At 37.9% G+C, this 23,803-nt stretch carries 18 protein-coding genes and 1 rRNA gene (1 of these 19 cut by a window edge); 17 read left to right on the forward strand and 2 right to left on the reverse strand.

Features of this window, described 5'->3' with window-relative positions; translation table 11 throughout:
* The first annotated feature begins 62 nt into the window (after nt 1-62).
* The 5 genes from MKZ30_RS03745 to MKZ30_RS03765 all read left to right on the forward strand — a co-directional run bounded on the left by MKZ30_RS03745 (nt 63) and on the right by MKZ30_RS03765 (nt 5,217).
* On the forward strand, nt 63-1,007 hold the full coding sequence (locus tag MKZ30_RS03745; RefSeq protein ID WP_202566408.1) for an aminoglycoside phosphotransferase family protein: 945 nt from the start codon (nt 63-65) through the stop codon (nt 1,005-1,007).
* A gap of 42 nt (nt 1,008-1,049) precedes the next feature.
* The gene (locus tag MKZ30_RS03750) at nt 1,050-1,703 is read left to right on the forward strand and encodes a DUF4767 domain-containing protein (protein WP_033600702.1); all 654 of its coding nucleotides are present in this window, start codon (nt 1,050-1,052) and stop codon (nt 1,701-1,703) included.
* A gap of 109 nt (nt 1,704-1,812) precedes the next feature.
* A complete protein-coding gene (ndk, locus tag MKZ30_RS03755; RefSeq protein WP_002381321.1) occupies nt 1,813-2,223 on the forward strand; it encodes a nucleoside-diphosphate kinase in 411 nt (136 codons plus the stop codon).
* A gap of 159 nt (nt 2,224-2,382) precedes the next feature.
* Nucleotides 2,383-3,993 (forward strand): aspartate 4-decarboxylase, encoded by a 1,611-nt coding sequence (aspD, locus tag MKZ30_RS03760; protein WP_002355939.1) that lies wholly within the window; start codon nt 2,383-2,385, stop codon nt 3,991-3,993.
* 252 nt (nt 3,994-4,245) lie between these two features.
* The gene (locus tag MKZ30_RS03765; RefSeq protein ID WP_502799337.1) at nt 4,246-5,217 is read left to right on the forward strand and encodes a hypothetical protein; all 972 of its coding nucleotides are present in this window, start codon (nt 4,246-4,248) and stop codon (nt 5,215-5,217) included.
* Between the two features lie 115 nt (nt 5,218-5,332).
* Here the strand turns inward: MKZ30_RS03765 and MKZ30_RS03770 are convergent, their stop codons facing one another.
* The gene (locus tag MKZ30_RS03770; protein WP_010775688.1) at nt 5,333-6,136 is read right to left on the reverse strand and encodes a Cof-type HAD-IIB family hydrolase; all 804 of its coding nucleotides are present in this window, start codon (nt 6,134-6,136) and stop codon (nt 5,333-5,335) included.
* Between the two features lie 205 nt (nt 6,137-6,341).
* Between MKZ30_RS03770 and MKZ30_RS03775 the strand changes: the two genes are divergently transcribed.
* The 3 genes from MKZ30_RS03775 to MKZ30_RS03785 all read left to right on the forward strand — a co-directional run bounded on the left by MKZ30_RS03775 (nt 6,342) and on the right by MKZ30_RS03785 (nt 9,882).
* On the forward strand, nt 6,342-6,917 hold the full coding sequence (locus MKZ30_RS03775; RefSeq protein ID WP_002386206.1) for a DUF1361 domain-containing protein: 576 nt from the start codon (nt 6,342-6,344) through the stop codon (nt 6,915-6,917).
* A 153-nt stretch (nt 6,918-7,070) separates the two neighbouring features.
* Entirely contained in the window at nt 7,071-8,477 is a 1,407-nt protein-coding gene (locus MKZ30_RS03780) for an NCS2 family permease (protein WP_016614762.1), read from the forward strand.
* 208 nt (nt 8,478-8,685) lie between these two features.
* The gene (locus tag MKZ30_RS03785) at nt 8,686-9,882 is read left to right on the forward strand and encodes a multidrug efflux MFS transporter (protein ID WP_002381323.1); all 1,197 of its coding nucleotides are present in this window, start codon (nt 8,686-8,688) and stop codon (nt 9,880-9,882) included.
* 54 nt (nt 9,883-9,936) lie between these two features.
* Here the strand turns inward: MKZ30_RS03785 and MKZ30_RS03790 are convergent, their stop codons facing one another.
* Nucleotides 9,937-10,122: a YjzD family protein gene (locus tag MKZ30_RS03790; protein ID WP_002355945.1), complete on the reverse strand. Its 186-nt coding sequence runs from the start codon at nt 10,120-10,122 to the stop codon at nt 9,937-9,939.
* Nucleotides 10,123-10,239: 117 nt separating this feature from the next.
* On the opposite strand from MKZ30_RS03790, the gene dnaE reads away from it, so the two are divergent.
* The 9 genes from dnaE to MKZ30_RS03835 form a co-directional block, all read left to right on the forward strand.
* Nucleotides 10,240-13,569 (forward strand): DNA polymerase III subunit alpha, encoded by a 3,330-nt coding sequence (gene dnaE, locus MKZ30_RS03795; RefSeq protein WP_033600700.1) that lies wholly within the window; start codon nt 10,240-10,242, stop codon nt 13,567-13,569.
* 172 nt (nt 13,570-13,741) lie between these two features.
* Nucleotides 13,742-14,704 (forward strand): 6-phosphofructokinase, encoded by a 963-nt coding sequence (gene pfkA, locus MKZ30_RS03800; RefSeq protein WP_002355947.1) that lies wholly within the window; start codon nt 13,742-13,744, stop codon nt 14,702-14,704.
* Between the two features lie 64 nt (nt 14,705-14,768).
* A complete protein-coding gene (gene pyk / locus MKZ30_RS03805) occupies nt 14,769-16,526 on the forward strand; it encodes a pyruvate kinase (RefSeq protein ID WP_002355949.1) in 1,758 nt (585 codons plus the stop codon).
* Nucleotides 16,527-16,899: 373 nt separating this feature from the next.
* Nucleotides 16,900-17,469 carry a YceD family protein gene (locus MKZ30_RS03810; protein WP_033600699.1) on the forward strand — a complete coding sequence of 190 codons (570 nt, stop codon included), beginning with the start codon at nt 16,900-16,902 and terminating at the stop codon, nt 17,467-17,469.
* A 56-nt stretch (nt 17,470-17,525) separates the two neighbouring features.
* Nucleotides 17,526-17,705, forward strand: a complete 180-nt coding sequence (gene rpmF, locus MKZ30_RS03815; protein WP_002355952.1) for a 50S ribosomal protein L32 — start codon at nt 17,526-17,528, stop codon at nt 17,703-17,705.
* Nucleotides 17,706-17,909: 204 nt separating this feature from the next.
* Nucleotides 17,910-19,331: an NADP-dependent phosphogluconate dehydrogenase gene (gnd, locus tag MKZ30_RS03820; RefSeq protein ID WP_002355953.1), complete on the forward strand. Its 1,422-nt coding sequence runs from the start codon at nt 17,910-17,912 to the stop codon at nt 19,329-19,331.
* A 157-nt stretch (nt 19,332-19,488) separates the two neighbouring features.
* Nucleotides 19,489-20,175 (forward strand): response regulator transcription factor, encoded by a 687-nt coding sequence (locus tag MKZ30_RS03825; protein WP_002355954.1) that lies wholly within the window; start codon nt 19,489-19,491, stop codon nt 20,173-20,175.
* A 10-nt stretch (nt 20,176-20,185) separates the two neighbouring features.
* Nucleotides 20,186-21,694 (forward strand): HAMP domain-containing sensor histidine kinase, encoded by a 1,509-nt coding sequence (locus MKZ30_RS03830; RefSeq protein ID WP_002363430.1) that lies wholly within the window; start codon nt 20,186-20,188, stop codon nt 21,692-21,694.
* Between the two features lie 645 nt (nt 21,695-22,339).
* Nucleotides 22,340-23,803 (forward strand): 16S ribosomal RNA (locus tag MKZ30_RS03835); it runs 97 nt beyond the window's last position.

The raw sequence follows: 23,803 nt of genomic DNA on the forward strand, positions 1-23,803 counted from the left end.
AGACAATTTATCCCCAATTGTCTCCAGCCTTTTTTCTTTGGTATACTAAAACCAATAGGGAAATGGAGGCGAAAGTAATGAGGGCGTTTGAGAAGATTCCAGCGTTTCAGCAATGGCAAAAAGTTGAAGCTATTCACCGTGGTTGGTCAACTGATTTAAAGTTTAAAGTTACCAAAAATCAAGAAACCTTTTTATTACGAATTTTTCAACAAGAAGAGTTATTAGCTAAACAACAAGAATATCAATTTATCAAAAAAGTAGCGGCGTTAGGATTTCCCAGTTCTAAACCTTTTTTATGTGCACCTATTCCTGAAAGTGAACAAGGATACATGTTATTAACGTATCTAGAAGGTGAAGACTTAAGCGATGTTTTACCCGCTCTTTCTCCCAAAAGACAACTGAACTTAGGCGTAGAGGCAGGCCACTATTTAAACAAAATCCATAAGCTTTTGTTGCCTGAAAGGATTAGTCAAAGAGAGATTGCGCGAAATTTATACGAAAAAAAGCAGAGCCAACTAAATAAGTATAAGAAATCTCAATTTTGTATGCCGTACCAGCAGCCAATAATTTCATATTTAGAAAAACAATTACCATTATTGCAACAACGGCCTGTGGTTTATCAGCATGGAGATTTCCATGTGGGAAATTTTATTTACTTGCCAACTAGGCAGGTCGGTGTGATTGATTTTAATCGATGGGATTTTGGGGATCCTTATGAAGAATTTTACAAGTTACAATTTTTTTCAAGAAATGTTTCGCCATTGTTTGCTTATGGTCAATTACAAGGTTATTTTGCTGGGAAAGTTCCTACCTTATTTTGGCAGTTTCAAAAGCTTTATACTTTTCACGCAGGACTCTATTCTTTAGTTTGGGCACTGAGCTTTGGTGAAAAAGAAATCAGGACTATGGAACAGCAATACCAACAATTACTAGAGGACTATAATTGTGGAGAATTACTAGTTCCCAAATGGTTTTCAACTATCCAAAGAAAGGGATTGAGATTTTAGGTTTATTTCGATAGAATAAAAATAAAAACAGGAGTTTAAGGAATGAAACTAAACGGGATTATTATGATAGCGGTTGTTGGAAGCGTTTTATCTGGCTGTGGTTGGCAAAAATCGAAAGAGGAATCACAGAAAGTACAAACCGTACAAATAAACAATGTAAATACTGAAGAAACAAGAGCAATTTCAGCAACCGAAGTTAGTCAAACCACGGCGTTGGAATTAGAGCAAACAACGCAAACACAAGAATTAACTGAATTAGTTACAGAAGAAGGGACGATTTGGAATCAGCAAAAAGCAAAACAGTTAGGACAATACATGGAAACCTGGGGTCAAGAACGCAATCAGAACTATCAAGCGTACCAACCAGGTCACTCTGTAGCTTTTTACACGATTCAAGTGCCTGATGATTTATTGAGTTATGAACCTAAAATACAACCAGCTATTGGGAACAATCCCATTTGGTTAAATTGGTCAGAAACTGGCAACGAAGGGGGTTATTGTCTGGTGGCAGTATACTCTGACAGTGCGACACAAGTTGCCCAGAAGCATGTCTATTTATTTACTTTAGTGAATGGTGAAGCCAAAGTTTATGTGAGTAAAGAACAGCCAGTAGAAGAGCAACCTTATTTGTTTTTAAAAGAAACAAGTAATACAGAACTGAAAGAACAATTCACAAACCTTGTGAATAATCTTTAATTTTTTATTTAATCAAAAGGAAAAGAAAATTTATCATTGACAAAGTATCCGCTTTCATTTTATTCTGTAGCTACCCCTTGGGAAAGGGCAAAAGGAAGTTTTGAAAGGGATGGAAAAAATGAAGGAAACAAGTTTAGTAATTATTAAGCCAGATGGCGTTGAACGGAAGTTAGTTGGCAAAATCATTCAACGTTTTGAAGATAAAGGTATTGACTTATTGCACCTTAAATTCGAACGACTAACAGTAGAAACAGTGAAGGAACATTATGAGCATTTAAAAGATGAACTATTTTTCCCTGAATTATTAGCCTATATGACAAGTGGCCCAGTGGTTGTGATGGTCGTTGTAGGGGACAATGTGGTTAAAAAAGTGCGTAAATTAGTTGGAGCAACGAATCCGTTAGATGCTGAAAGTGGCACCTTACGAGCGGATTATGGGTTGTCTGTCACCAAAAATTTAATCCATGCTTCTGATTCTGTTCAATCAGCAAAAATTGAGATGCAACGGTTCTTTGGTTAATCAGCGAAAAAGAAGCAATCCTTTATTTTTTATAAAGGATTGTTTCTTTTTTATTAATTGTCAGAATATTCCGCTTAAATGGTTGACATCTGGAGGTAGAAGAGTAGTATAGACTACATACTAAATACTAAATGACTGCGTGTGCTTCAGGAGGATAAAATGATAACAAGTGATGAATTGACAGAAAACCTTAGTCCGTTTGAATTAAGTCTATTTTTAGAGAAGAAATTACATGAAGAAAATCATAATTTAGAAACATTGCTAAATGCAGGGCGAGGCAATCCTAATTGGACGGCGCCAACACCAAGGGAAGCCTTTTTTTTATTAGGTCAATTTGCTACAAAAGAAACGTTAAGAGAGGGGAGCGAACAAACGGCTGGTATGATTCAGCCAAGTTTTGGTAGAACGCAACGCTTCTTAAACTTTTTAGCAGAAAATCCTAGCAAAGGGGCAACCTTCTTACAAGAAATTTGGACAGCAGAGCATAACTATTTTGGGATGGATAAGGAAATGTGGTTAGATGCCATGTTAGACTATGTGATTGGGGATAATTATCCGAATCCTGTTCGTTGCTTGAAGGCGTGTGAACAACCGATTAAAGCATATTTAAATCAAGAATTATTTTCCAGCGAAGCACAACCCTTTGATATTTTTGCCGTTGAAGGTGGTACAGCAGGGATTTGTTACTTGTTTGATACGTTGGCAAATAATTATTTACTAGAAAAAGGTGATCGTATTGCGTTGTTATTACCAACGTTTGCTCCTTATCTAGAAATTCCAGAACTACCACGTTATGATTTTGACGTAGTTAAAATCAAAGCAGAGCAAATGATTATTGATGGAAAAACGACGTATCAATACTCAAACAAGGAAATTGATAAACTAAAAGACCCGTCCATCAAAGCGGTTTTTGTCGTAAATCCCAGCAATCCAACTGCTAATGCTATGGGAAAACCTACCATTGAACAAATCAAACAAATCGTTGCAGTGGATAACCCTAAGTTAATGATTTTAACAGATGACGTTTACGGAACCTTTGTGCCAGCTTTCCGTTCATTATTTACGGAGTTACCTTACAATACAGCTTGTATCTATTCTTATTCTAAATACTTTGGCGCTACCGGTTGGCGTGTGGGGACCATTGCGGTCAGCCAAGAGAACATCTTTGATCAATTATTAAAAGAATTGCCAGTGGCTCGAAAAATGGAATTACAGGCACGTTATGCTACATTGAATGCAGACACAAGCCAAATTAACTTTATCAGCCGCTTGGTCGCAGACAGCCGCGATATTGCGTTGAACCATGCAGCGGGACTTTCTTCTATTCAGCAAGCGATGATGGCTTTATTTAGTTTGTATGCTTTGTTAAAAGACGGTCAAGCATATAAAGACGAAGTGATGGATATTTGTCATACGCGTGAAAAGCTCTTGTTTCGCACCTTAGGCATTGAAGAGCCTTTAGCAAGTTTAAATACAGCATATTATTGTGAAATTAACTTTAGAGATTGGACAGAAAAACGTTATGGCCCAGAATTTTCAAGTTATTTAACGAAATCGTGGACGATCACAAAAGTATTAACCTCTTTAGCAGAAAAAGAAAAATTAATGCTTTTAAAAGCGGATGCTTTCGGGAGTGACAAATGGTCAGTTCGAATTTCTTTAGCCAATTTAGCTACTAACCAATATAGTGAAGTTGGTAAACGAATGATTCGCCTATCTGAACACATTAAAGAAGAGTGGTTGCGCCAAAAGCGCCAAGCAATTAAATAAAAAAACGCTAAGTCTCTTAAGCTGCAGGAGACTTAGCGTTTTTGTTTATTATTTATTCATTTTTCCGTCAGTTTTGGTTTATAAATGTTTGCTACACTGGAGATAAGAGGAAATTAAGCGTTTATAAAAAGGAGAAAAGTGAATGAAACATATTAAAGGAATGTTGGTTTTTATCGGATTATTTATTTTGGTTGTGCGCCAGATCAAGAGTCAACGAAACAAACAACAAGTGGACCGCAAGAGACAAAGCAAGTGAAGCAAGTTACCGTCACCAATCAAACGACTTCTGCGGTGGAAAAACAAGCGCCGACTAAAAATGACGAACTGATTGCTAATCAATTGACTTTTGATTCTCATGAATATACGTACGAAGTGGTTACAGGGGCCACACAAACGACATTTGGGACAACCCCACCAGCAAAATATACACCAGAAGAAAAAAAGGAAAAAATGTTTTGGTCCAATCAACCGCCTTTGGGATTAATGACGGGTAACTATTATAAAAATGAAGGTGTATTTACTGGCGGAAATTACGGCATTGTAGAGATTATTACGGAACCTGAAACGCAACGGATTCTGAATGTTGAGTTTACAGAGTTTGCTAGTGATCCTTATTACGATACACGCTATTCGGGTGTCAACAAACGCCTGTCGGATTATCCTGAATTTCAAGCAAGCAAAACGCGTACAGACGATACGTTAGTCACCGTTGTTAATGGTATTACTTATGTAGAAAAACAAATGCGTGACGAAAATCGTGTCACAGGTAATTTTTATACTGTACGTGGTTCATCAACTTCTGCGCGTGAAGGATTAATGCCTTTAGCAGCAGAGATGGATACTTGGCTAAAAGAGCCATCGAAAGAAACGTATATCGGTTACGCAGAAGATTTAGGCAATGGCCTAATCGGTCGACTTCAAGTGATAACAGAAGAGCAGAAAATAAAACATGTCAGCTATGATGAATACTTTTCAGATGAACAGGAAAAAATCACAGAAACAGCTCTGCGGCCTTTTTATCGTCAATCGAAATATTATTCACCAGGATACAATAAACAAACCAACAATTCTTTTATTCATTTTGCAGATGCACTAACAAAGGCCATTACGACACAACAAACTTTATCCGTTAACGAAGAACAAGAGCTACAGCATCCGTCTTTTACTACTTATCAAAGATTGGCTGAAAAAATCAGCCCGTTTCAAAATTCATTGAAGGAATAAGAAAAACGAAAGTAGGGCATAAGTCGTTTCGACTTATGCCCTACTTTCGTAATCTTAAGATTATCAGCTAAACCAAAGTGAGTTCTTTTTAAAGAAATACTTTTATTTTAGCCTTTTATAGATCTAAATAATTTTCTAAGTAATCTGCTAAACCATCTTGATCATTTGTTTTTTCAGTGACATCGTTGGCTACGGATTTAATTTTATCCGTGGCATTGTTCATAGCAACACCCCAACCAGCATAACTTAACATTTCTTCGTCATTATGTTCATCGCCAAAAGCAATGATATCAGCTGGTTTGACAGATAAAAAGTTCGCCACTTGATCAACGCCATGGGCCTTTTGAATTCCTTTTGCGACCATTTCTAAAATAGGCATTGGACCGCCCCAAGTGCGGACATCAATATAATCACCATATTGTTTTGTCAATGTATCAGCAACTTTTTCAGCTTGGTTTGGCGTGGTCCGAACCATCATTGAGGTAGGATTGCTTCGTAAATTTTTAGCATTAAGTAAATTATCTAAGGTTGCTTTGGAAGCAAAAAATTTCGGATCGAACCCATCTAACGTATCGATATAAAATGTTTCTTTGTTTTCAGCAGCAACAAAATCTAATTGTAATTCTTTTTTCTGTGCCAAAATATCAAAGACTAGGTCACGTTCAATATTGGCTTCGCTTTCCAAGTCCCATTTTTTCTCTGGAATGTGGACTAAAGCGCCATTAAAGTTAACCATAGGGGTCGTTAGGCCAAGTTGTTGGTAAAATTGATGACTCATTCTATAGGGACGTCCAGTGGCAATACTGACGTAATGACCGTTGTCAATCGCTTTTTTTAGTGTTTGTTCGGTTTTTGGACTGATTAAAGACTGTGCATTTAATGTTGTGCCGTCTAAATCAATAGCAATTAATTTTTTCAAGTAAAAATTCCTCCTAAATGCCTTTTACTCAGTCTAGCATAAAACCGAAGATTATCAAGGGGAGAAGCATGTTCATTTATAAGGTTTAAAAAAAAGCTTAAGAAGTATGCTACACTAAAATAAACCGTTTGAAAAAGGAGCGCAGAGCATCTTGAAAAATTCTAGAAATTATTTACGAGTGATCACCTTAATCTATTGTATCTATATGTGGTTATTTGCTACGCATTTTCATTTTATGGCGTTGAACGTGTTGTTAGCCTATATTCCAATTGAACTTAGTTATCTTTTAAACGCAGAAAAACGTAAAAGGGATTGGTTGATAGGTTTTGCTTGGTTAATTTTTTATCCTAATGCGCCGTACCTATTTACGGATTTTTTTCATTTAGAAACGCTATCTATTTATCGAGGCTTTAATACGATTTTTGCAAACCAAATTGGTGATTGGTGGGCGTTTGTTTGCTTAACTAGCGGGATTGTTATATATGGACTTTTAGGGATGAAAACAGTAACAACTGTTAGTCAGAAATTGCAAAGTTATTGTGACTATAGAACAATTGTAGTCTTTCAAGCCAGCCTTCATTTCTTGTCTGCTTTGGCGATTTATGTTGGACGTTTTGATCGATTACACAGTGTCTATCTTTTTATGAGTCCAATTGAAACAGTGAAAATTATCTTTTTTGACTGGTCCCTTCAAAAATTAATGTTTATTTTATTAATGATGTTTCTACAGATGCTGTTGTTTGGGCTAATCCAATTATTAGGAAAAGAAGAAGCAATGTAAAGCTTTTTCTTTTTTTTTATATCTACAAAACACGAACATTATATAGAAAAATATATATAATAGTTAATATTTTGTTGTAAAAAGATAGCGATTCTCTTATAATCAAAGAGTAATTATTCGAAAACATGGATTTTAAGGGAGAGAAGTGCAATTATGAATACGTTTTTCAAATTAAAGGAAAACAAGACAACGGTATCAACTGAAATAATGGCAGGGGTTACGACCTTTTTTGCAATGAGTTATATTTTATTTGTTAATCCGTCCATTCTTTCAGAAACAGGGATGCCTTTTCAGGCTGTTTTTTTAGCGACCATTATTGCTTCAATCATCGGTACATTAATTATGGGGCTGTTTGCTAATGTACCTTACGCTCAAGCACCGGGGATGGGACTCAATGCTTTCTTCACGTTTACGGTCGTTTTTGGGATGGGGTATACATGGCAACAAGCATTAGCAATGGTTTTTATTTGTGGTTTGATTAATATTTTGATTACAGTGACAAAAATTCGCAAAATGATTATTAAAGCAATTCCAGAGAGTTTGCAACATGCTATTGGTGGTGGGATTGGAATTTTTGTCGCTTATGTAGGGTTGAAAAATGCTGGCTTACTAAGTTTCACAGTACAAGCAGAACCTCAAAATGGTGTTGTGAATGGTTCGAGTATCGTGCCCGCTTTAGGAAATTTTGATAATCCAGCTATTATTTTGGCGGTAATTGGGTTAGTTTTAACAACGATTTTAGTTGTCACCAATGTTCGTGGGGCTATTTTAATTGGCATTGTGGTTACTACGTTAGTCGCAATTCCAATGGGGGTGGTAGACACTGCTTCGGTTGATTGGCATGCTAATTCGTTGGGCAATTCATTTCAAGAATTAGGTACAACTTTTGGCGCTGCTTTTGGTGCTGAGGGCTTACAGTCATTGTTTAGCGATTCTTCAAAAATTCCTCAAGTTTTAATGACCATTATTGCCTTCAGTTTATCAGATACGTTTGATACAATTGGAACATTTATCGGTACGGGACGTCGAACAGGAATTTTCTCTAAAGAAGATGAATTAGCTTTAGAAGATAGTAAGGGCTTCAGCACTAAAATGGACAAAGCTCTATTTGCAGATGCTATTGCAACATCTATCGGTGCGATTTTTGGTACATCGAATACGACAACTTATGTAGAAAGTGCAGCAGGAATCGGTGCGGGTGGTCGAACAGGTTTAACATCGGTAGTGGTAGCAATTCTATTTGCCCTAAGTAGTCTTTTTTCACCACTTATTGCTATTGTGCCGGCACAAGCTACGGCTCCAGCGTTAATTTTAGTGGGAATTATGATGTTAGCTTCTTTCAAAGACATCAATTGGACGAATTTAGAAGATGCGATTCCAGCATTTTTTGCTTCAATTTTCATGGGATTATGTTATAGCATCTCTTATGGGATTGCTGCTGGGTTCATCTTTTATGCAGTGGTGAAAGTAGTCAAAGGGAAAGCCAAAGAAGTTTCACCAATTATTTGGGTCATTGATGCGTTGTTTATCTTAAACTTTGTAATCTTAGCTATTTTATAGTAAACAGAAGTGAGGCTGAGATAACAGCGGTTAGCTTCGAAGGTGTTGCATTTATTCAGCTATTTATCTTAAGCCCAAGTGTTAAGAAGTCTGGCAGATTGGTCGTTTTGGCCGGTCTGCCAGACTTTTTTTAAAAGAATTTTCTTTTGAGAGATTCACTCTTTTAGAGTATAGTGGTAGGTGAAGAGGTGATAAGGTGGATAAAAGTATGAAAATAAAATGGAAGCAGAATTTATTAGTCGCATGGATTGGTTGCTTTTTTACAGGGGCGAGTATTAGCTTAGTTATGCCGTTTATTCCAGTATATGTTGAACAATTAGGGACGCCTAAGAGTCAAGTAGAGTTGTTTTCTGGATTGGCAATTTCTGTCACGGCATTTGCTGCTGCGATTGTTGCACCGATTTGGGGAAATTTAGCTGATCGAAAAGGTCGGAAAATTATGATGATTCGGGCTGCAGCAGGAATGACGATCACAATGGGGGCGTTAGCGTTTGTCCCTAATGTATACTGGCTGCTGATTATGCGTTTTATGAACGGGATTTTATCCGGCTATATTCCTAACGCAACAGCGATGATTGCGTCGCAGGCGCCAAAAGAGAAAAATGGCTGGGCTCTAGGAACATTATCAACAGGTGCAATTGCTGGGACGTTAATTGCGCCATCGATTGGCGGTGCGCTGGCACAGTGGTTTGGAATGGAAAATGTCTTTATTATTACCGGCGTTATTTTATTCATTACAACGTTGTTGACTATCTTTTTAGTTAAAGAAGATTTTCAACCAGTTGAGAAAAAGGATTTATTAACGACGAAAGAAATTTTTAGTAAGATGGATCATGTTTCAGTATTGATTGGTTTGTTTGTGACTACGTTAATTTTACAATTAGGAATTACAAGTATCAGCCCAATCTTAACGCTGTATATTCGATCTTTAAGTGGCGATACAGAGAATGTATTATTTGTTAGTGGTTTGATTGTTTCGATTGCCGGCGTTTCAGCAATTATTTCTTCTCCAACTTTGGGAAAAATTGGGGACCGCATTGGGAACCAAAAAGTTTTATTAGGCGGATTAATTCTTTCTTTTATTTGTTACATTCCCATGGCGTTTGTGCAAACACCTTTTCAGTTAGGCGTTTTACGATTCCTTTTAGGTTTTTCAACAGGCGCATTAATGCCATCAATTAATACGTTAATTAGTAAAATAACGCCAACGGAGGGCGTAAGTAGAGTTTATAGTTACAATCAGATGTGTAGTAATTTCGGTCAAGTTTTAGGACCGATGGTAGGGTCGACAGTTGCCCATGGTTTTGGCTATTCTTCTGTTTTTCTGGTAACCGCTTGTTTCGTTTTAGGAAACATTGGGTTGTCCTTCTTTAATTTCCGAAAAGTTTTAAATAAAAAGCTCTAAACAGTTGAAAAGATAAAAAAACCAGTTACAATAACTTTAGTAACTGGTTTTTTCTTATTTAACAGGTTTGGTTTCTTTCGGTACTGCAAAGTGTGCAATTAATAAAATAATAACGGCTGTTGCCAACGATAGAATCGTTGTCATTTTAAAGTCGTATGAACCACCAGATAATGCACCGCCGATATATCCAACGACTTGGCCTAATGCGAAGGTCCAGAAAAATACAACAAGATAACGCATATGAGCACCTCTTTTCTAGCTCTTAGTTTAGCATATTTTCTTTAAAAGTAAAGAATCCGCGATAGGAAAATAAGAGAAGAGGCAAAAAATAGCAAGGATTCAAAAAGGAGCTGTCCAATGTCATTTCCACAATTACATACCGTTACTTCCTATTCGCTTTTATCTAGTACGGTTAGGATTCGTTCCTATGTAAAACAAGCGAAAGCGTTAGGTTATCAAACATTAGCGATTACCGATATCAATGTCTTGCATGGGGCGGTTGAATTTTATGAAGCATGCCAAGAAGCGGGAATTCAACCAATTATCGGTTTAAGATTAGAATATACCCCAGCAGAAAAAGAAGGGCATTCCGAATTGCTTTTATTTGCTAAAAATTTAAAAGGGTATCAGCAATTAATGCAACTATCTAGCAGCAAAATGACGACAGAGGGTCCCTTTTACTTAGCAGAACATCAATCCTTATTAAGTGATTTATTTGCCGTGACTTTGTCAGCTAAAGGAGAAGTCGCCCAAACATTTTTTGAAGATGAACAACAAGCGGTTCACGCTTTCCAACAACTTGCTTCATATTTTGATCCCCAGTCGTTATTTGTTGAACATTCTTTTTCAATGAATCAACAACGCAATCCAGCGCTCTTTTCTTTTTACCAAAGAGAACAATTACCTGGCGTGGCTTTGCAAGAGGTACGTCATTTAACAAGGGAAGAAGGTTTTGCCGTAACTGTTCTTGAGAGCATCAAAGAAAATAATCAATTGAATATTACAAGCCAAACACCGGAAATAGAAGGTCTGAATTACTTGCGTGAAGCAGAGACGACGATGGAACAAATGCTTCAAATAGCTGGTGCAGAAGTGGTCCAGAATACGATTCAGCTAGCTGAAAATTGCCGAGTTGACATTCCTTTACATCAAAAATTATTACCGCATTTTCCTGTGCCTGATAATCAAACGGCTGGTTCTTATTTACGCACATTGTGTTTAGAAAAATTACCAGAAAGAGTGCCTCATCTAAATGAAGTTTACCAAAAACGATTAGAAAAAGAGTTAACCATCATTCACAATATGGGCTTTGATGATTACTTTTTAATCGTTTGGGATGTGATGGACTTCTGTCATAACAATCAAATTGTTACAGGCGCTGGCCGAGGTTCAGCTGCGGGCTCTTTAGTGTCCTATGTGTTATCAATTACAGATGTAGATCCAATCAAATATGATTTGCTTTTTGAACGTTTTTTGAATCCGGAACGCTACACGATGCCCGATATTGATTTAGATATTCCTGATAATCGGCGGGAGGAAGTTTTAGCTTATGTCAGTCAAAAATATGGTCATTATCACATGGCGCAAATTGCCACGTTTGGTACGATGGCTGCGAAAATGGTTTTACGGGACGTTGCACGTGTTTTCGGGTTGTCCCAGAGTGAAGCGAATCGTTGGTCGGCAGCTGTCCCAAACAAGCTGAAAATTACGTTAGAAGAAGCATACCAAGAGTCAAAACGGATGCAAGAATTGGTCAATTTTTCACCAAATAATCAATTGCTCTATAAAACAGCTGTTCAGCTAGAAGGATTGCCTCGTCATGTTTCTACGCACGCAGCAGGTGTGGTAATTAGTGATGAAAATCTTTTGAATTTGGTTCCGTTACAACTAGGATCGAATGAAATTTTATTGACCCAATTTACTATGAATGATGTTGAAAAAATTGGTCTTCTGAAAATGGATTTCTTGGGCTTAAGAAATTTATCTATCATTGATGATACCCTCACAGCTGTTAAACGCGTCTATAATCAAACCATTCGTTTAAATCAGATTCCATTAGATGACGAAACAACGCTGGCTTTATTTAGAAAAGGGGAAACAAGTGGTGTTTTCCAGTTTGAATCTGCTGGAATTCGGAATGTATTAAGAAAATTAGGACCAACTAGCATTGAAGATATTGCTGCTGTCAATGCCTTGTATCGTCCTGGTCCGATGCAAAATATTGATGTTTTCATCCGCCGGAAAAAAGGCTTGGAACAAATTAGTTATCCAGAGCCTAGTCTCGCCCCCATTTTAGAAAATACGTACGGAATTATTGTTTACCAAGAGCAGATTATGCAAGTTGCTGCGAAAATGGCAGGCTTCTCTTTAGGGCAAGCTGACATTTTACGTCGGGCCATTAGTAAAAAGAAAAAAGATGTGCTAGATGAAGAACGGAATCATTTTGTTAATGGTGCGTTACAACAAGGCTATCCCCAAGAAACAGCTAACCAAGTGTACGATTATATTGAGCGCTTTGCTAATTATGGCTTTAACCGCTCGCATGCATTTGCCTATTCCTTTATTGGTTTTCAAATGGCTTACTTGAAGGTTCATTATCCGAGTGCTTTTTATGTCGCATTGTTGCATTCTGTTCGTCATAATCCAACAAAAATTAAAGAATATATTGGCGAAGCTAGAAAAAACAAGCAGACGATTTTGCAGCCGTCAATTAACCAAAGTCACTACAGCTTTTACCTAAATCAGCAACAGCAAATTTTATTTGGTTTTAGTTCTTTAAAAGGAATCCGCCGAGACTTCATTCAAAATATTTTAAATGAACGCCGAGAAAATGGACCGTACAAAACGTTCGATGAGTTTCTTTTGCGAATTGATCGTAAGTGGTTGAAAGTTGAAAATATCGAACCATTGATTGCCATCGGTGCATTTGACGAAATTGCACCCAATCGCCGTCAATTAGCGGTAGGTTTAGAGAGTAATATCCAAAGTATTCTTCTCAGCGGTGGTAGTATGGATTTGTTAGAAACGTTGAAGCCCAAGGAAGAAGAAATTGCCGATTATCCGCTAGAAGAGCGACTAGAACAAGAAGAACAATATTTAGGGGTCTATTTATCAGGACATCCGACAGAAGAGTTCAAAAAAACACGCTTAGCCAAGCAAACGCAACTTGTTCATGAACTTGTTGAAAATCAGCCCACGAAATTATTGATTTATGTCAAAAACATTCGGACGATTCGGACCAAAAAGGGAGAACAAATGGCCTTTGTTGATGGGGATGATACAACAGGAAGTATTTCACTAACGTTGTTCCCAACTGTTTTTCGCCAGTTAAGACAGAGTGTCGAGAAAGGGCAAGTTTATTATGTGGAAGGAAAAGTGGAACGCAGTACGTACAATCAAGAATTGCAAATATTGGTTCAACGAATAGAAAAAGCGCAACAAGTAGAAACATCAATTAGTGACGAAACGTGTTTTATCAGAATTACAAAAGATGTCGAACAAACGGACGTTTTTCAGAAAATGAAAGAGGTACTCAGTCGTCACGCTGGACACATTCCAGTGATTGTCTATTTTGAAAAAACAGGAAAGAAAATGGTATTAAATGAAGAAAATTGGGTCGCTCATACAAGCGCTAGTCAGCAACAATTAGCTTACGTTTTAGGTGAGCAAAACGTCATTTTCAAATGATTTACGGTAAAAAATACTAGTTGTTTTCAACTTTTTTCATTTTTTTCTTCTTAACTCAAGACATTTTGGTTCTTTAATGGTAAAATGAATGACGTAATATTTTTGTATATCAATTTTTGCGAAAAGGTTTCTTTTGGCAGTTGAAAGTATATTATATGAGGTGAAATAGCGAATGAAACGCATTGGTATTTTAACCAGCGGGGGAGATGCCCCTGGAATGAACGCTGCAATTCGTGCAGTCGTACGCAAAAGTATTTTTGATGGAATCGAAGTTTACGGTATTAACTATGGATTTGCCGGTTTAGTCGCAGGCGACATCCGTCGTTTAGATGTTGCTGACGTTGGCGATAAGATTCAACGTGGTGGAACATTCTTGTACTCTGCTCGTTATCCTGAATTTGCTACTGAAGAAGGGCAATTAAAAGGAATCGAACAATTGAAAAAATTCGGTATTGAAGGCTTAGTTGTTATTGGTGGAGACGGTTCTTATCATGGCGCAATGGCTTTGACAAAACGTGGTTTCCCGGCTGTTGGAATTCCTGGAACAATTGATAATGATATTCCTGGAACAGATTTCACAATCGGTTTTGATACAGCGATTAACACTGTTTTGGAATCAATTGACCGAATTCGTGATACAGCAACTTCTCATGTTCGTACATTCGTTATCGAAGTAATGGGACGTAACGCTGGTGATATCGCATTGTGGTCAGGCGTGGCAGGCGGAGCAGATGAAATCATTATTCCTGAACATGATTTTGATATGAAAAACGTTGCCAAACGCATTCAAGAAGGCCGTGACCGCGGGAAAAAACATTGCTTAATCATTTTAGCAGAAGGCGTAATGGGCGGAAATGAATTTGCTGATAAACTTTCTGAATACGGTGATTTCCATACGCGTGTATCAATTTTAGGACACGTGGTTCGTGGGGGCTCGCCAAGTGCTCGTGACCGTGTATTAGCAAGTAAATTTGGGTCATATGCTGTTGAACTTCTAAAAGAAGGCAAAGGCGGTTTATGTATCGGTATGTTAGATAACCAAGTAGTTGCAGCTGATATTATTGACACGTTAGAAAACAATAAACACAAACCAGATTTATCTCTTTATGAGTTAAATCATGAAATTTCTTTTTAATCTTGTATATTAGCTAATCTTATTAGCTTTGTATAAACAAATTTGGAATAGGAGCGTTTTAGTAATGAAAAAAACGAAAATCGTATGTACGATTGGACCAGCTAGTGAATCCGTTGATATGCTAGTAAACTTAATTAATGCAGGTATGAATGTTTGCCGTTTGAACTTTTCACATGGTGACTACGAAGAGCATGGTGCTCGTATTAAAAACATTCGTGAAGCTGTAAAAATTACAGGGAAACGCGTAGCGATCTTACTAGATACAAAAGGTCCTGAAATCCGCACAAATGACATGGAAAATGGCGCAATCACAATGAAAATTGGTGATTCAGTACGTATTTCTATGACAGAAGTTTTAGGAACAAATGAAAAATTCTCAATCACTTATCCAGAATTAATCAATGATGTAAACGTAGGTTCACACATTCTTTTAGATGATGGTTTAATCGATTTAGAAGTAACTGATATCGACCGTGATGCAAACGAAATCGTAACAGTTGTTAAAAACGAAGGCGTCTTGAAAAACAAAAAAGGCGTTAACGTACCAGGCGTTTCTGTAAACTTACCAGGGATCACTGAAAAAGATGCTAACGATATCCGTTTCGGAATTGGTCAAGGAATTGACTTTATCGCAGCTAGCTTCGTTCGTCGTGCTTCTGACGTTTTAGAAATCACTAAAATTTTAGAAGAAGAAAACGCAACACACATCCAAATCATTCCTAAAATCGAAAACCAAGAAGGTATCGATAATATCGATGAAATCTTAAAAGTTTCTGATGGTTTAATGGTTGCTCGTGGTGACATGGGTGTTGAAATTCCAACAGAAGATGTTCCAGTTGTCCAAAAAGCTTTAATTAAAAAATGTAATGCTTTAGGTAAGCCAGTTATCACTGCAACACAAATGTTAGATTCAATGCAACGTAACCCACGTCCAACACGTGCGGAAGCAAATGACGTAGCAAACGCAATCTACGATGGAACAGATGCAGTAATGTTATCAGGCGAAACTGCAGCAGGGGATTACCCATTAGAAGCTGTTCAAACAATGGCTCGTATTGCAGTTCGTACAGAAGAAACATTAGTTAACCAAGATTCATTCGCATTGAAATTATATAGCAAAACAGATATGACTGAAGCAATCGGACAATCTGTTGGCCATACAGCACGTAACTTGGGTATCCAAACAATCGTTGCGGCAACAGAATCAGGCCATACAGCACGTATGATCTCTAAATACCGTCCAAAAGCACATATCGTTGCAATTACGTTCTCAGAACAAAAAGCACGTAGCTTATCATTATCATGGGGTGTTTACGCAACAGTTGCTGACAAACCATCAAGCACAGATGAAATGTTTAATTTAGCTTCAAAAGTATCACAAGAAGAAGGTTATGCTTCAGAAGGTGATTTAATCATTATCACTGCTGGTGTTCCAGTTGGCGAAAAAGGCACAACAAACTTAATGAAAATTCAAATGATCGGTTCTAAATTAGTTCAAGGTCAAGGTGTCGGCGAAGAAGCAATTATTGCAAAAGCCGTTGTTGCAGGAACTGCTGAAGAAGCAGTTGCTAAAGCGACTGAAGGAGCTATTTTAGTTACAAAAACAACAGATAAAGAATACATGCCTGCAATTGAAAAAGCATCAGCATTAGTTGTTGAAGAAGGTGGTTTAACTTCTCATGCAGCTGTTGTAGCGATTGCACAAAATATTCCAGTTATCGTAGGTGCTGCAGATGCAACATCATTAATTAATAATGACGAAGTGATTACTGTTGATCCTCGTCGTGGTATTGTTTACCGCGGAGCAACAACAGCTATCTAAGTCTAATTAATTCAATCATTTGATTTTAAGCAATATGTACTCGGACGCAAAGCTGGGACAAACCGATTCGTCAGTTTGTCTCAGCTTTTTTTACAAGGAAGACAGTAGTACGAAATGTTCAGAAAACACGTATTCAGTAAATAAAGAGTTGGGCGCAAATAGTAAAGTTATGTCTGAGTTTTAAATTATTTATGTTATTTCACACAAAAATTTTGTTATTTAATTAAATAAGCGCTAAGTTATCTTCAACAGAAAAACAATTATAAAAAAAACGAAAGAAAAACAGGAAATAAGAAAGGGCTGTCAAGAAAATTTCATTGACAAAGCTTTCATACCCCTGTATAATAGCTTTTGTTGCTTAGGAGTGATAATTATGAAGTGGTCTTTGTTAGAATTAAATAAATACAAAGAAGAGCCGCTAGTGTTTTCAGAAACATTGCATCTTAAAGAAGAGCTTCTTCAACGAGATGATACCTTGTTGGATGTAAGTCCAATCAAAGTAGAAGGCTTATTAGCAGTCAATAAATCAGAATATTTACTTCATTACACTATTCAGGTAACTGTAACCGTTCCTTCATCCCGTTCTTTAGAACCTGTGGCTTTGCCAATGCAAATCACGGTCGATGAAGTCTTTATGACAAAAGAACAAATGGATACAAGAGATGAACGATTTGCAGCTGAAGAGATTATTTTATTGGACAAGCCAACAATTGATTTAGATGAATCTGTCGAAGACAACATTCTATTGTCCGTTCCAATTCAAGTGCTTACAGAAGAAGAACAAAACAGTCAAGAAATGCCAAGTGGCAATGACTGGGAAGTGATTTCAGAAGAAGCATATTTGGAAAGTAAGCAGAAAGCAGCAGAACAAACAGTGGATCCTCGTCTGGCTAAACTATCAGAATTACTCAGCGATAATGCTGAAGAGGAAGATAACAGCTAGGTTGGAATATATTGTGTATGTAAATACACGCATCTTTACAAGGAGGTGGAACAACAATGGCAGTACCAGCTAGAAGAACTTCTAAAGCGAAAAAAGCAAAACGTCGCACACACTACAAATTAACAATCAAAGGCTTAAATGCATGCTCAAACTGTGGTGAAATGAAAAAAAGCCATCACGTATGTCCAGCATGTGGTCACTACGATGGAAAAGACGTAATGTCTAAAGAAGCATAAGCATAAAAACATTTTTTGAAATGTTGAATCCCCTAGGCTAACCATGGAGCCTAGGGGATTTGTATTTTTTTAAGAAAATATGAAGAAATTGGAAATTTATTGGCACTATATTGTTTTCATATGAAAGATAGTGCGTTATAATAGTGAGGATTATAAGAGAATGCTCATAGAATTTTCGTTGATTATAATATAGGAGGTCATAAAATGACAAAACAACAATTTGGCGTAGTCGGCATGGCTGTCATGGGAAAAAATCTTGCTTTAAACATTGAAAGCAGAGGCTATACAGTTGCGCTGTATAACCGTACAGGATCAAAAACAACAGAAGTGGTTGAAGAACATCCTGACAAAAACTTTCAAGCAACATACTCAATTGAGGAATTTGTGAATGCAATTGAAAAACCTCGTCGAATTATGTTGATGGTTAAAGCTGGACCTGCAACAGATGCGACAATCCAAGAATTGTTACCACACCTTGATAAAGGCGATATCTTAATTGATGGCGGTAATACGTTCTTCAAAGACACAATGCGACGTAATGAAGAACTAGCAAACTCAGGAATTAACTTTATTGGTACTGGCGTTTCTGGCGGAGAAGAAGGAGCCTTGAAAGGACCATCTATCATGCCTGGCGGACAAAAAGAAGCGTATGAGTTAGTTGCGCCAATTCTTGAAAAAATTTCAGCTAAAGCAGAAGACGGTGAACCATGTGTGACTTACATTGGCCCAAATGGTGCTGGACATTATGTAAAAATGGTTCATAATGGGATTGAATATGGGGACATGCAATTAATTGCTGAATCCTACGATTTAATGAAACAAATCTTAGGTTTATCTGTTGATGAAATGGCAGAGATTTTCAAAGAATGGAACGAAGGCGAATTAGACAGTTACCTTATTGAGATCACGGCTGACATTTTGACACGTAAAGATGATGAAGGAACCGACCAACCAATCGTTGATGTTATTCTTGATGCAGCAGGCAACAAAGGAACAGGTAAATGGACAAGCCAAAGTGCGTTAGATCTTGGCGTACCATTACCATTAATTACAGAATCAGTATTTGCACGTTTTATTTCGGCTTACAAAGAAGAACGCGTAAAAGCAAGTGGCATTTTATCAAAACCTGCAGCCTTTAACTTTGCAGGCGATAAAAAAGAATTGATTGAAAAAATTCGCGAAGCATTATACTTTAGTAAATTAATGAGTTATGCGCAAGGTTTTGCACAACTCCGTGCAGCTTCTGAAGAATACGGATGGGATTTACCATTTGGTGAAATTGCAAAAATCTGGCGAGCAGGTTGCATTATCCGTGCACAATTCTTACAAAAAATTACCGATGCATATGAAAAAAATCCAGCACTTGAAAACTTGTTGTTAGATGAATACTTCGTAGAAATTACGAAAAAATATCAACAAGCCGTTCGTGAAGTTGTTGCGATTGCTGTTCAAGCAGGTGTTCCTGTACCAACATTCTCATCTGCAATTGCTTATTACGATTCTTATCGTTCAGATCGCTTACCAGCGAATTTAATTCAAGCACAACGTGATTACTTCGGTGCTCATACGTACGAACGCACAGACAAAGAAGGAATCTACCATTATAGCTGGTACAACGAAGAATAAACACGCTGGAGACCATGAGTGTGGCTCACCATGCTCATGGTTTTACTGTGGCTTAAAAAAGAACCAGACAGATTGAGTAGTAATTCTCTAATAAGTAGTAAGGAATAAAAAGGTTGAGCTTGAGTATAGCTTTTAAAGAGAAAGGACAATTAATCAAATGAGCAACATTTTAATTATTGAAGATGAAAAGAACTTAGCGAGATTCGTTGAGCTTGAATTAAAACATGAGGGGTATACGACAGAAGTACACTACAATGGTCGTACAGGATTGGAAGCCGCTCTTAACAACGAATGGGATGCTATCCTTCTTGATTTGATGTTACCAGAATTGAATGGATTAGAAGTATGTCGCCGTGTTCGCCAAGTGAAAAATACACCAATTATTATGATGACTGCGCGTGATTCAGTAATTGACCGTGTTTCTGGTTTAGACCATGGAGCGGATGATTATATTGTTAAACCATTTGCAATTGAAGAATTGTTAGCTCGTTTACGTGCGTTACTTCGTCGTATTGATATTGAGGGCGATAAAAACGTTGCAAAACAAACAACGATTACATATCGTGACTTAACAATTGAAAAAGAAAATCGTGTCGTTCGTCGTAATTCTGAAATGATTGAATTAACAAAACGCGAATACGAATTACTATTAACGCTAATGGAAAACGTGAACGTTGTCTTGGCACGTGATGTGTTACTAAATAAAGTTTGGGGCTATGAAACAGAAGTAGAAACAAACGTTGTGGATGTGTATATCCGCTACTTACGAAATAAAATTGACGTACCTGGAGAAGAAAGCTACATCCAAACTGTCCGTGGAACTGGCTACGTTATGCGTTCGTGAGAACTAATTAATGAAAAGAACGATTAAAAAAGAACTGGAAGGCCCATCTTTAACTATAAAGTGGGCTTTCGCAAGTTCTTTCTTTATATTTGTAGTTTTTACCATTTTTGCGGTGATTACCTATAAGTCTTCTGTCAGTCTTATTGTTGCCAAAGAAAAGGAAAATGTCGAAGCAACGATTGCAGAAGTAACAAATCGATTAGCTAATGCCAATGAAAATTTAACGGTAACAGACGTTTTTGACTATTTAAAAACGCCGAGTGAAAGAGATGAAAACTACTATAATAAGCATACAGCAGTAGAAGGTTCGTTTATGGAAATGGACAGTTTCATATCTGAACTAGGACAACCAGAACTTTATTTATCTGTGTATGACACAAACCAAAAGCTAGTTTTTAAAACACAAAATGAATATGATAAGTTATTACAATTGGATAGACAATTACCTGTTGTTCGAACCGTTTTTGATAAAACCGGTTTTTATTCCGTGGAACCTATTTTTTCAAAAGAAACACGAGAAAAGATTGGCTATATTCAAGCGTTTTATGAACTTTCTTCTTTTTATGAAATTCGTAATCATTTATTATTAACACTTGTAGTTTTAGAAGTGATTTCTCTGATTGTAAGTAGTGTCTTAGGTTTTATCCTCTCTTCTTATTTCTTAAAACCATTAAAAGTATTGAGAGACACGATGGATACAATCCGCAAAGACCCGCAATCAGATGTCCACATGCCGGAGATTAATACGAGAGATGAGTTAGCAGATATCTCGGAAATCTTTAATGAAATGTTAGATCGTATGAGACGCTATATCGAACAACAAGAGCAGTTTGTTGAAGATGTTTCCCATGAATTAAGAACGCCCGTTGCGATTATGGAAGGCCATTTAAACCTTTTAAATCGTTGGGGAAAAGACGATCCTGAAATTTTAGATGAATCATTAAAGGCCAGTTTACAAGAAATTAGTCGTATGAAGAGTTTGGTCCAAGAAATGCTTGACCTTTCACGCGCTGAACAAGTGGACACCCAATATGCAAATGAACGAACAGATGCTAAACAAGTAGTCTACCAAGTATTTAATAACTTCCAATTGGTTTATCCTGAGTTTCATATCACATTAGATGACGATTTACCAACCGAAGTTGAACTGAAAATCTATCGTAATCACTTTGAACAATTGCTAATTATTCTATTAGATAATGCGATTAAATATTCAACGGATCGAAAAGAAGTGCATATTTCCATTTCTCGAACGATGAATGAATTTGAAATAGCTGTGCAAGATTTTGGTGAAGGAATCACTGAAGAAGACTTGGAGAAAATATTTGATCGATTCTACCGAGTAGATAAAGCCCGTGCAAGAAATAAAGGTGGTAATGGCTTAGGTCTATCGATTGCAAAACAATTAGTCGAAAACTATAAAGGACGTATTGATGCAGAAAGCGTATTGCATCAAGGAACGATCTTTAGAATTTTTATTCCAATCGCTGGAATAAAAGAAGAGAGCAACGTACAATAAAGTACGTTGCTTTTTTTTACGAATGAATAACGAACATTTCAGTAAGAGGAAAGGAATTATAAGATAAAGAAACGAATGTTTTCTTTGCAGAAAATATTCATCGTTCGAAATTGAAAAAAATGTTATTTTTCTGCAAAATAATAGTTGCGTTTTAGAAAAATCCTTGGTATATTAATATCTGTTCTGACAAACAGTTTGTTAAGAAAAAAGTTTTAAAAAGTTGAAAATTTTTCTTGACGAAAAGATAAATAACATGTTAGAATAACAAAGTCGTTAAAGAGATTGCTTTTAAATCAATCATTTGATCAAAAAAACTTGTTATAAAATAACAAAAAAGTTTTAAAAAGTTGTTGACAAACAACTGAGATAATGATAAGATATAGAAGTTGTCACAACAGACGACAACGACCAAGCAAAACAACTTGAAAAAACTTTTTAAAAAAAGTTCTTGACATTCAAACAAAAGTTTGTTATGATATAAAAGTTGCTGCGAGGTAACGTAGACCTTTGAAAACTGAACAAAGAATAGACGAACCAAATGTGTAGGGCGTCTTGATTCAATTCAAGACAACAAACATTTTTAACAAGCAAGCAATATGCTAGCAAACAAATTGAGCTTAACAATCGCAAGATTGTTCTAACTTTTATTATGAGAGTTTGATCCTGGCTCAGGACGAACGCTGGCGGCGTGCCTAATACATGCAAGTCGAACGCTTCTTTCCTCCCGAGTGCTTGCACTCAATTGGAAAGAGGAGTGGCGGACGGGTGAGTAACACGTGGGTAACCTACCCATCAGAGGGGGATAACACTTGGAAACAGGTGCTAATACCGCATAACAGTTTATGCCGCATGGCATAAGAGTGAAAGGCGCTTTCGGGTGTCGCTGATGGATGGACCCGCGGTGCATTAGCTAGTTGGTGAGGTAACGGCTCACCAAGGCCACGATGCATAGCCGACCTGAGAGGGTGATCGGCCACACTGGGACTGAGACACGGCCCAGACTCCTACGGGAGGCAGCAGTAGGGAATCTTCGGCAATGGACGAAAGTCTGACCGAGCAACGCCGCGTGAGTGAAGAAGGTTTTCGGATCGTAAAACTCTGTTGTTAGAGAAGAACAAGGACGTTAGTAACTGAACGTCCCCTGACGGTATCTAACCAGAAAGCCACGGCTAACTACGTGCCAGCAGCCGCGGTAATACGTAGGTGGCAAGCGTTGTCCGGATTTATTGGGCGTAAAGCGAGCGCAGGCGGTTTCTTAAGTCTGATGTGAAAGCCCCCGGCTCAACCGGGGAGGGTCATTGGAAACTGGGAGACTTGAGTGCAGAAGAGGAGAGTGGAATTCCATGTGTAGCGGTGAAATGCGTAGATATATGGAGGAACACCAGTGGCGAAGGCGGCTCTCTGGTCTGTAACTGACGCTGAGGCTCGAAAGCGTGGGGAGCAAACAGGATTAGATACCCTGGTAGTCCACGCCGTAAACGATGAGTGCTAAGTGTTGGAGGGTTTCCGCCCTTCAGTGCTGCAGCAAACGCATTAAGCACTCCGCCTGGGGAGTACGACCGCAAGGTTGAAACTCAAAGGAATTGACGGGGGCCCGCACAAGCGGTGGAGCATGTGGTTTAATTCGAAGCAACGCGAAGAACCTTACCAGGTCTTGACATCCTTTGACCACTCTAGAGATAGAGCTTTCCCTTCGGGGACAAAGTGACAGGTGGTGCATGGTTGTCGTCAGCTCGTGTCGTGAGATGTTGGGTTAAGTCCCGCAACGAGCGCAACCCTTATTGTTAGTTGCCATCATTTAGTTGGGCACTCTAGCGAGACTGCCGGTGACAAACCGGAGGAAGGTGGGGATGACGTCAAATCATCATGCCCCTTATGACCTGGGCTACACACGTGCTACAATGGGAAGTACAACGAGTCGCTAGACCGCGAGGTCATGCAAATCTCTTAAAGCTTCTCTCAGTTCGGATTGCAGGCTGCAACTCGCCTGCATGAAGCCGGAATCGCTAGTAATCGCGGATCAGCACGCCGCGGTGAATACGTTCCCGGGCCTTGTACACACCGCCCGTCACACCACGAGAGTTTGTAACACCCGAAGTCGGTGAGGTA

The sequence above is a fragment of the Enterococcus sp. LX10 genome, from assembly GCF_023539285.1.
Lineage (GTDB): Bacteria > Bacillota > Bacilli > Lactobacillales > Enterococcaceae > Enterococcus > Enterococcus faecalis.

Excerpts from the sequence above, each read along its gene's own strand:
- MKZ30_RS03745 (WP_202566408.1), top strand. The coding sequence starts at position 63 with ATGGAGGCGAAAGTAATGAGGGCGTTTGAGAAGATTCCAGCGTTTCAG.
- ndk (WP_002381321.1), top strand. The coding sequence starts at position 1,813 with ATGGAAAAAATGAAGGAAACAAGTTTAGTAATTATTAAGCCAGATGGC.
- dnaE (WP_033600700.1), top strand. The coding sequence starts at position 10,240 with ATGTCATTTCCACAATTACATACCGTTACTTCCTATTCGCTTTTATCT.
- MKZ30_RS03830 (WP_002363430.1), top strand. The coding sequence starts at position 20,186 with ATGAAAAGAACGATTAAAAAAGAACTGGAAGGCCCATCTTTAACTATA.
- MKZ30_RS03775 (WP_002386206.1), top strand. The coding sequence starts at position 6,342 with ATGTGGTTATTTGCTACGCATTTTCATTTTATGGCGTTGAACGTGTTG.
- aspD (WP_002355939.1), top strand. The coding sequence starts at position 2,383 with ATGATAACAAGTGATGAATTGACAGAAAACCTTAGTCCGTTTGAATTA.
- pfkA (WP_002355947.1), top strand. The coding sequence starts at position 13,742 with ATGAAACGCATTGGTATTTTAACCAGCGGGGGAGATGCCCCTGGAATG.
- MKZ30_RS03780 (WP_016614762.1), top strand. The coding sequence starts at position 7,071 with ATGAATACGTTTTTCAAATTAAAGGAAAACAAGACAACGGTATCAACT.
- MKZ30_RS03750 (WP_033600702.1), top strand. The coding sequence starts at position 1,050 with ATGAAACTAAACGGGATTATTATGATAGCGGTTGTTGGAAGCGTTTTA.
- pyk (WP_002355949.1), top strand. The coding sequence starts at position 14,769 with ATGAAAAAAACGAAAATCGTATGTACGATTGGACCAGCTAGTGAATCC.
- rpmF (WP_002355952.1), top strand. The coding sequence starts at position 17,526 with ATGGCAGTACCAGCTAGAAGAACTTCTAAAGCGAAAAAAGCAAAACGT.
- MKZ30_RS03810 (WP_033600699.1), top strand. The coding sequence starts at position 16,900 with ATGAAGTGGTCTTTGTTAGAATTAAATAAATACAAAGAAGAGCCGCTA.
- MKZ30_RS03790 (WP_002355945.1), bottom strand. The coding sequence starts at position 10,122 with ATGCGTTATCTTGTTGTATTTTTCTGGACCTTCGCATTAGGCCAAGTC.
- MKZ30_RS03825 (WP_002355954.1), top strand. The coding sequence starts at position 19,489 with ATGAGCAACATTTTAATTATTGAAGATGAAAAGAACTTAGCGAGATTC.
- MKZ30_RS03785 (WP_002381323.1), top strand. The coding sequence starts at position 8,686 with ATGAAAATAAAATGGAAGCAGAATTTATTAGTCGCATGGATTGGTTGC.
- gnd (WP_002355953.1), top strand. The coding sequence starts at position 17,910 with ATGACAAAACAACAATTTGGCGTAGTCGGCATGGCTGTCATGGGAAAA.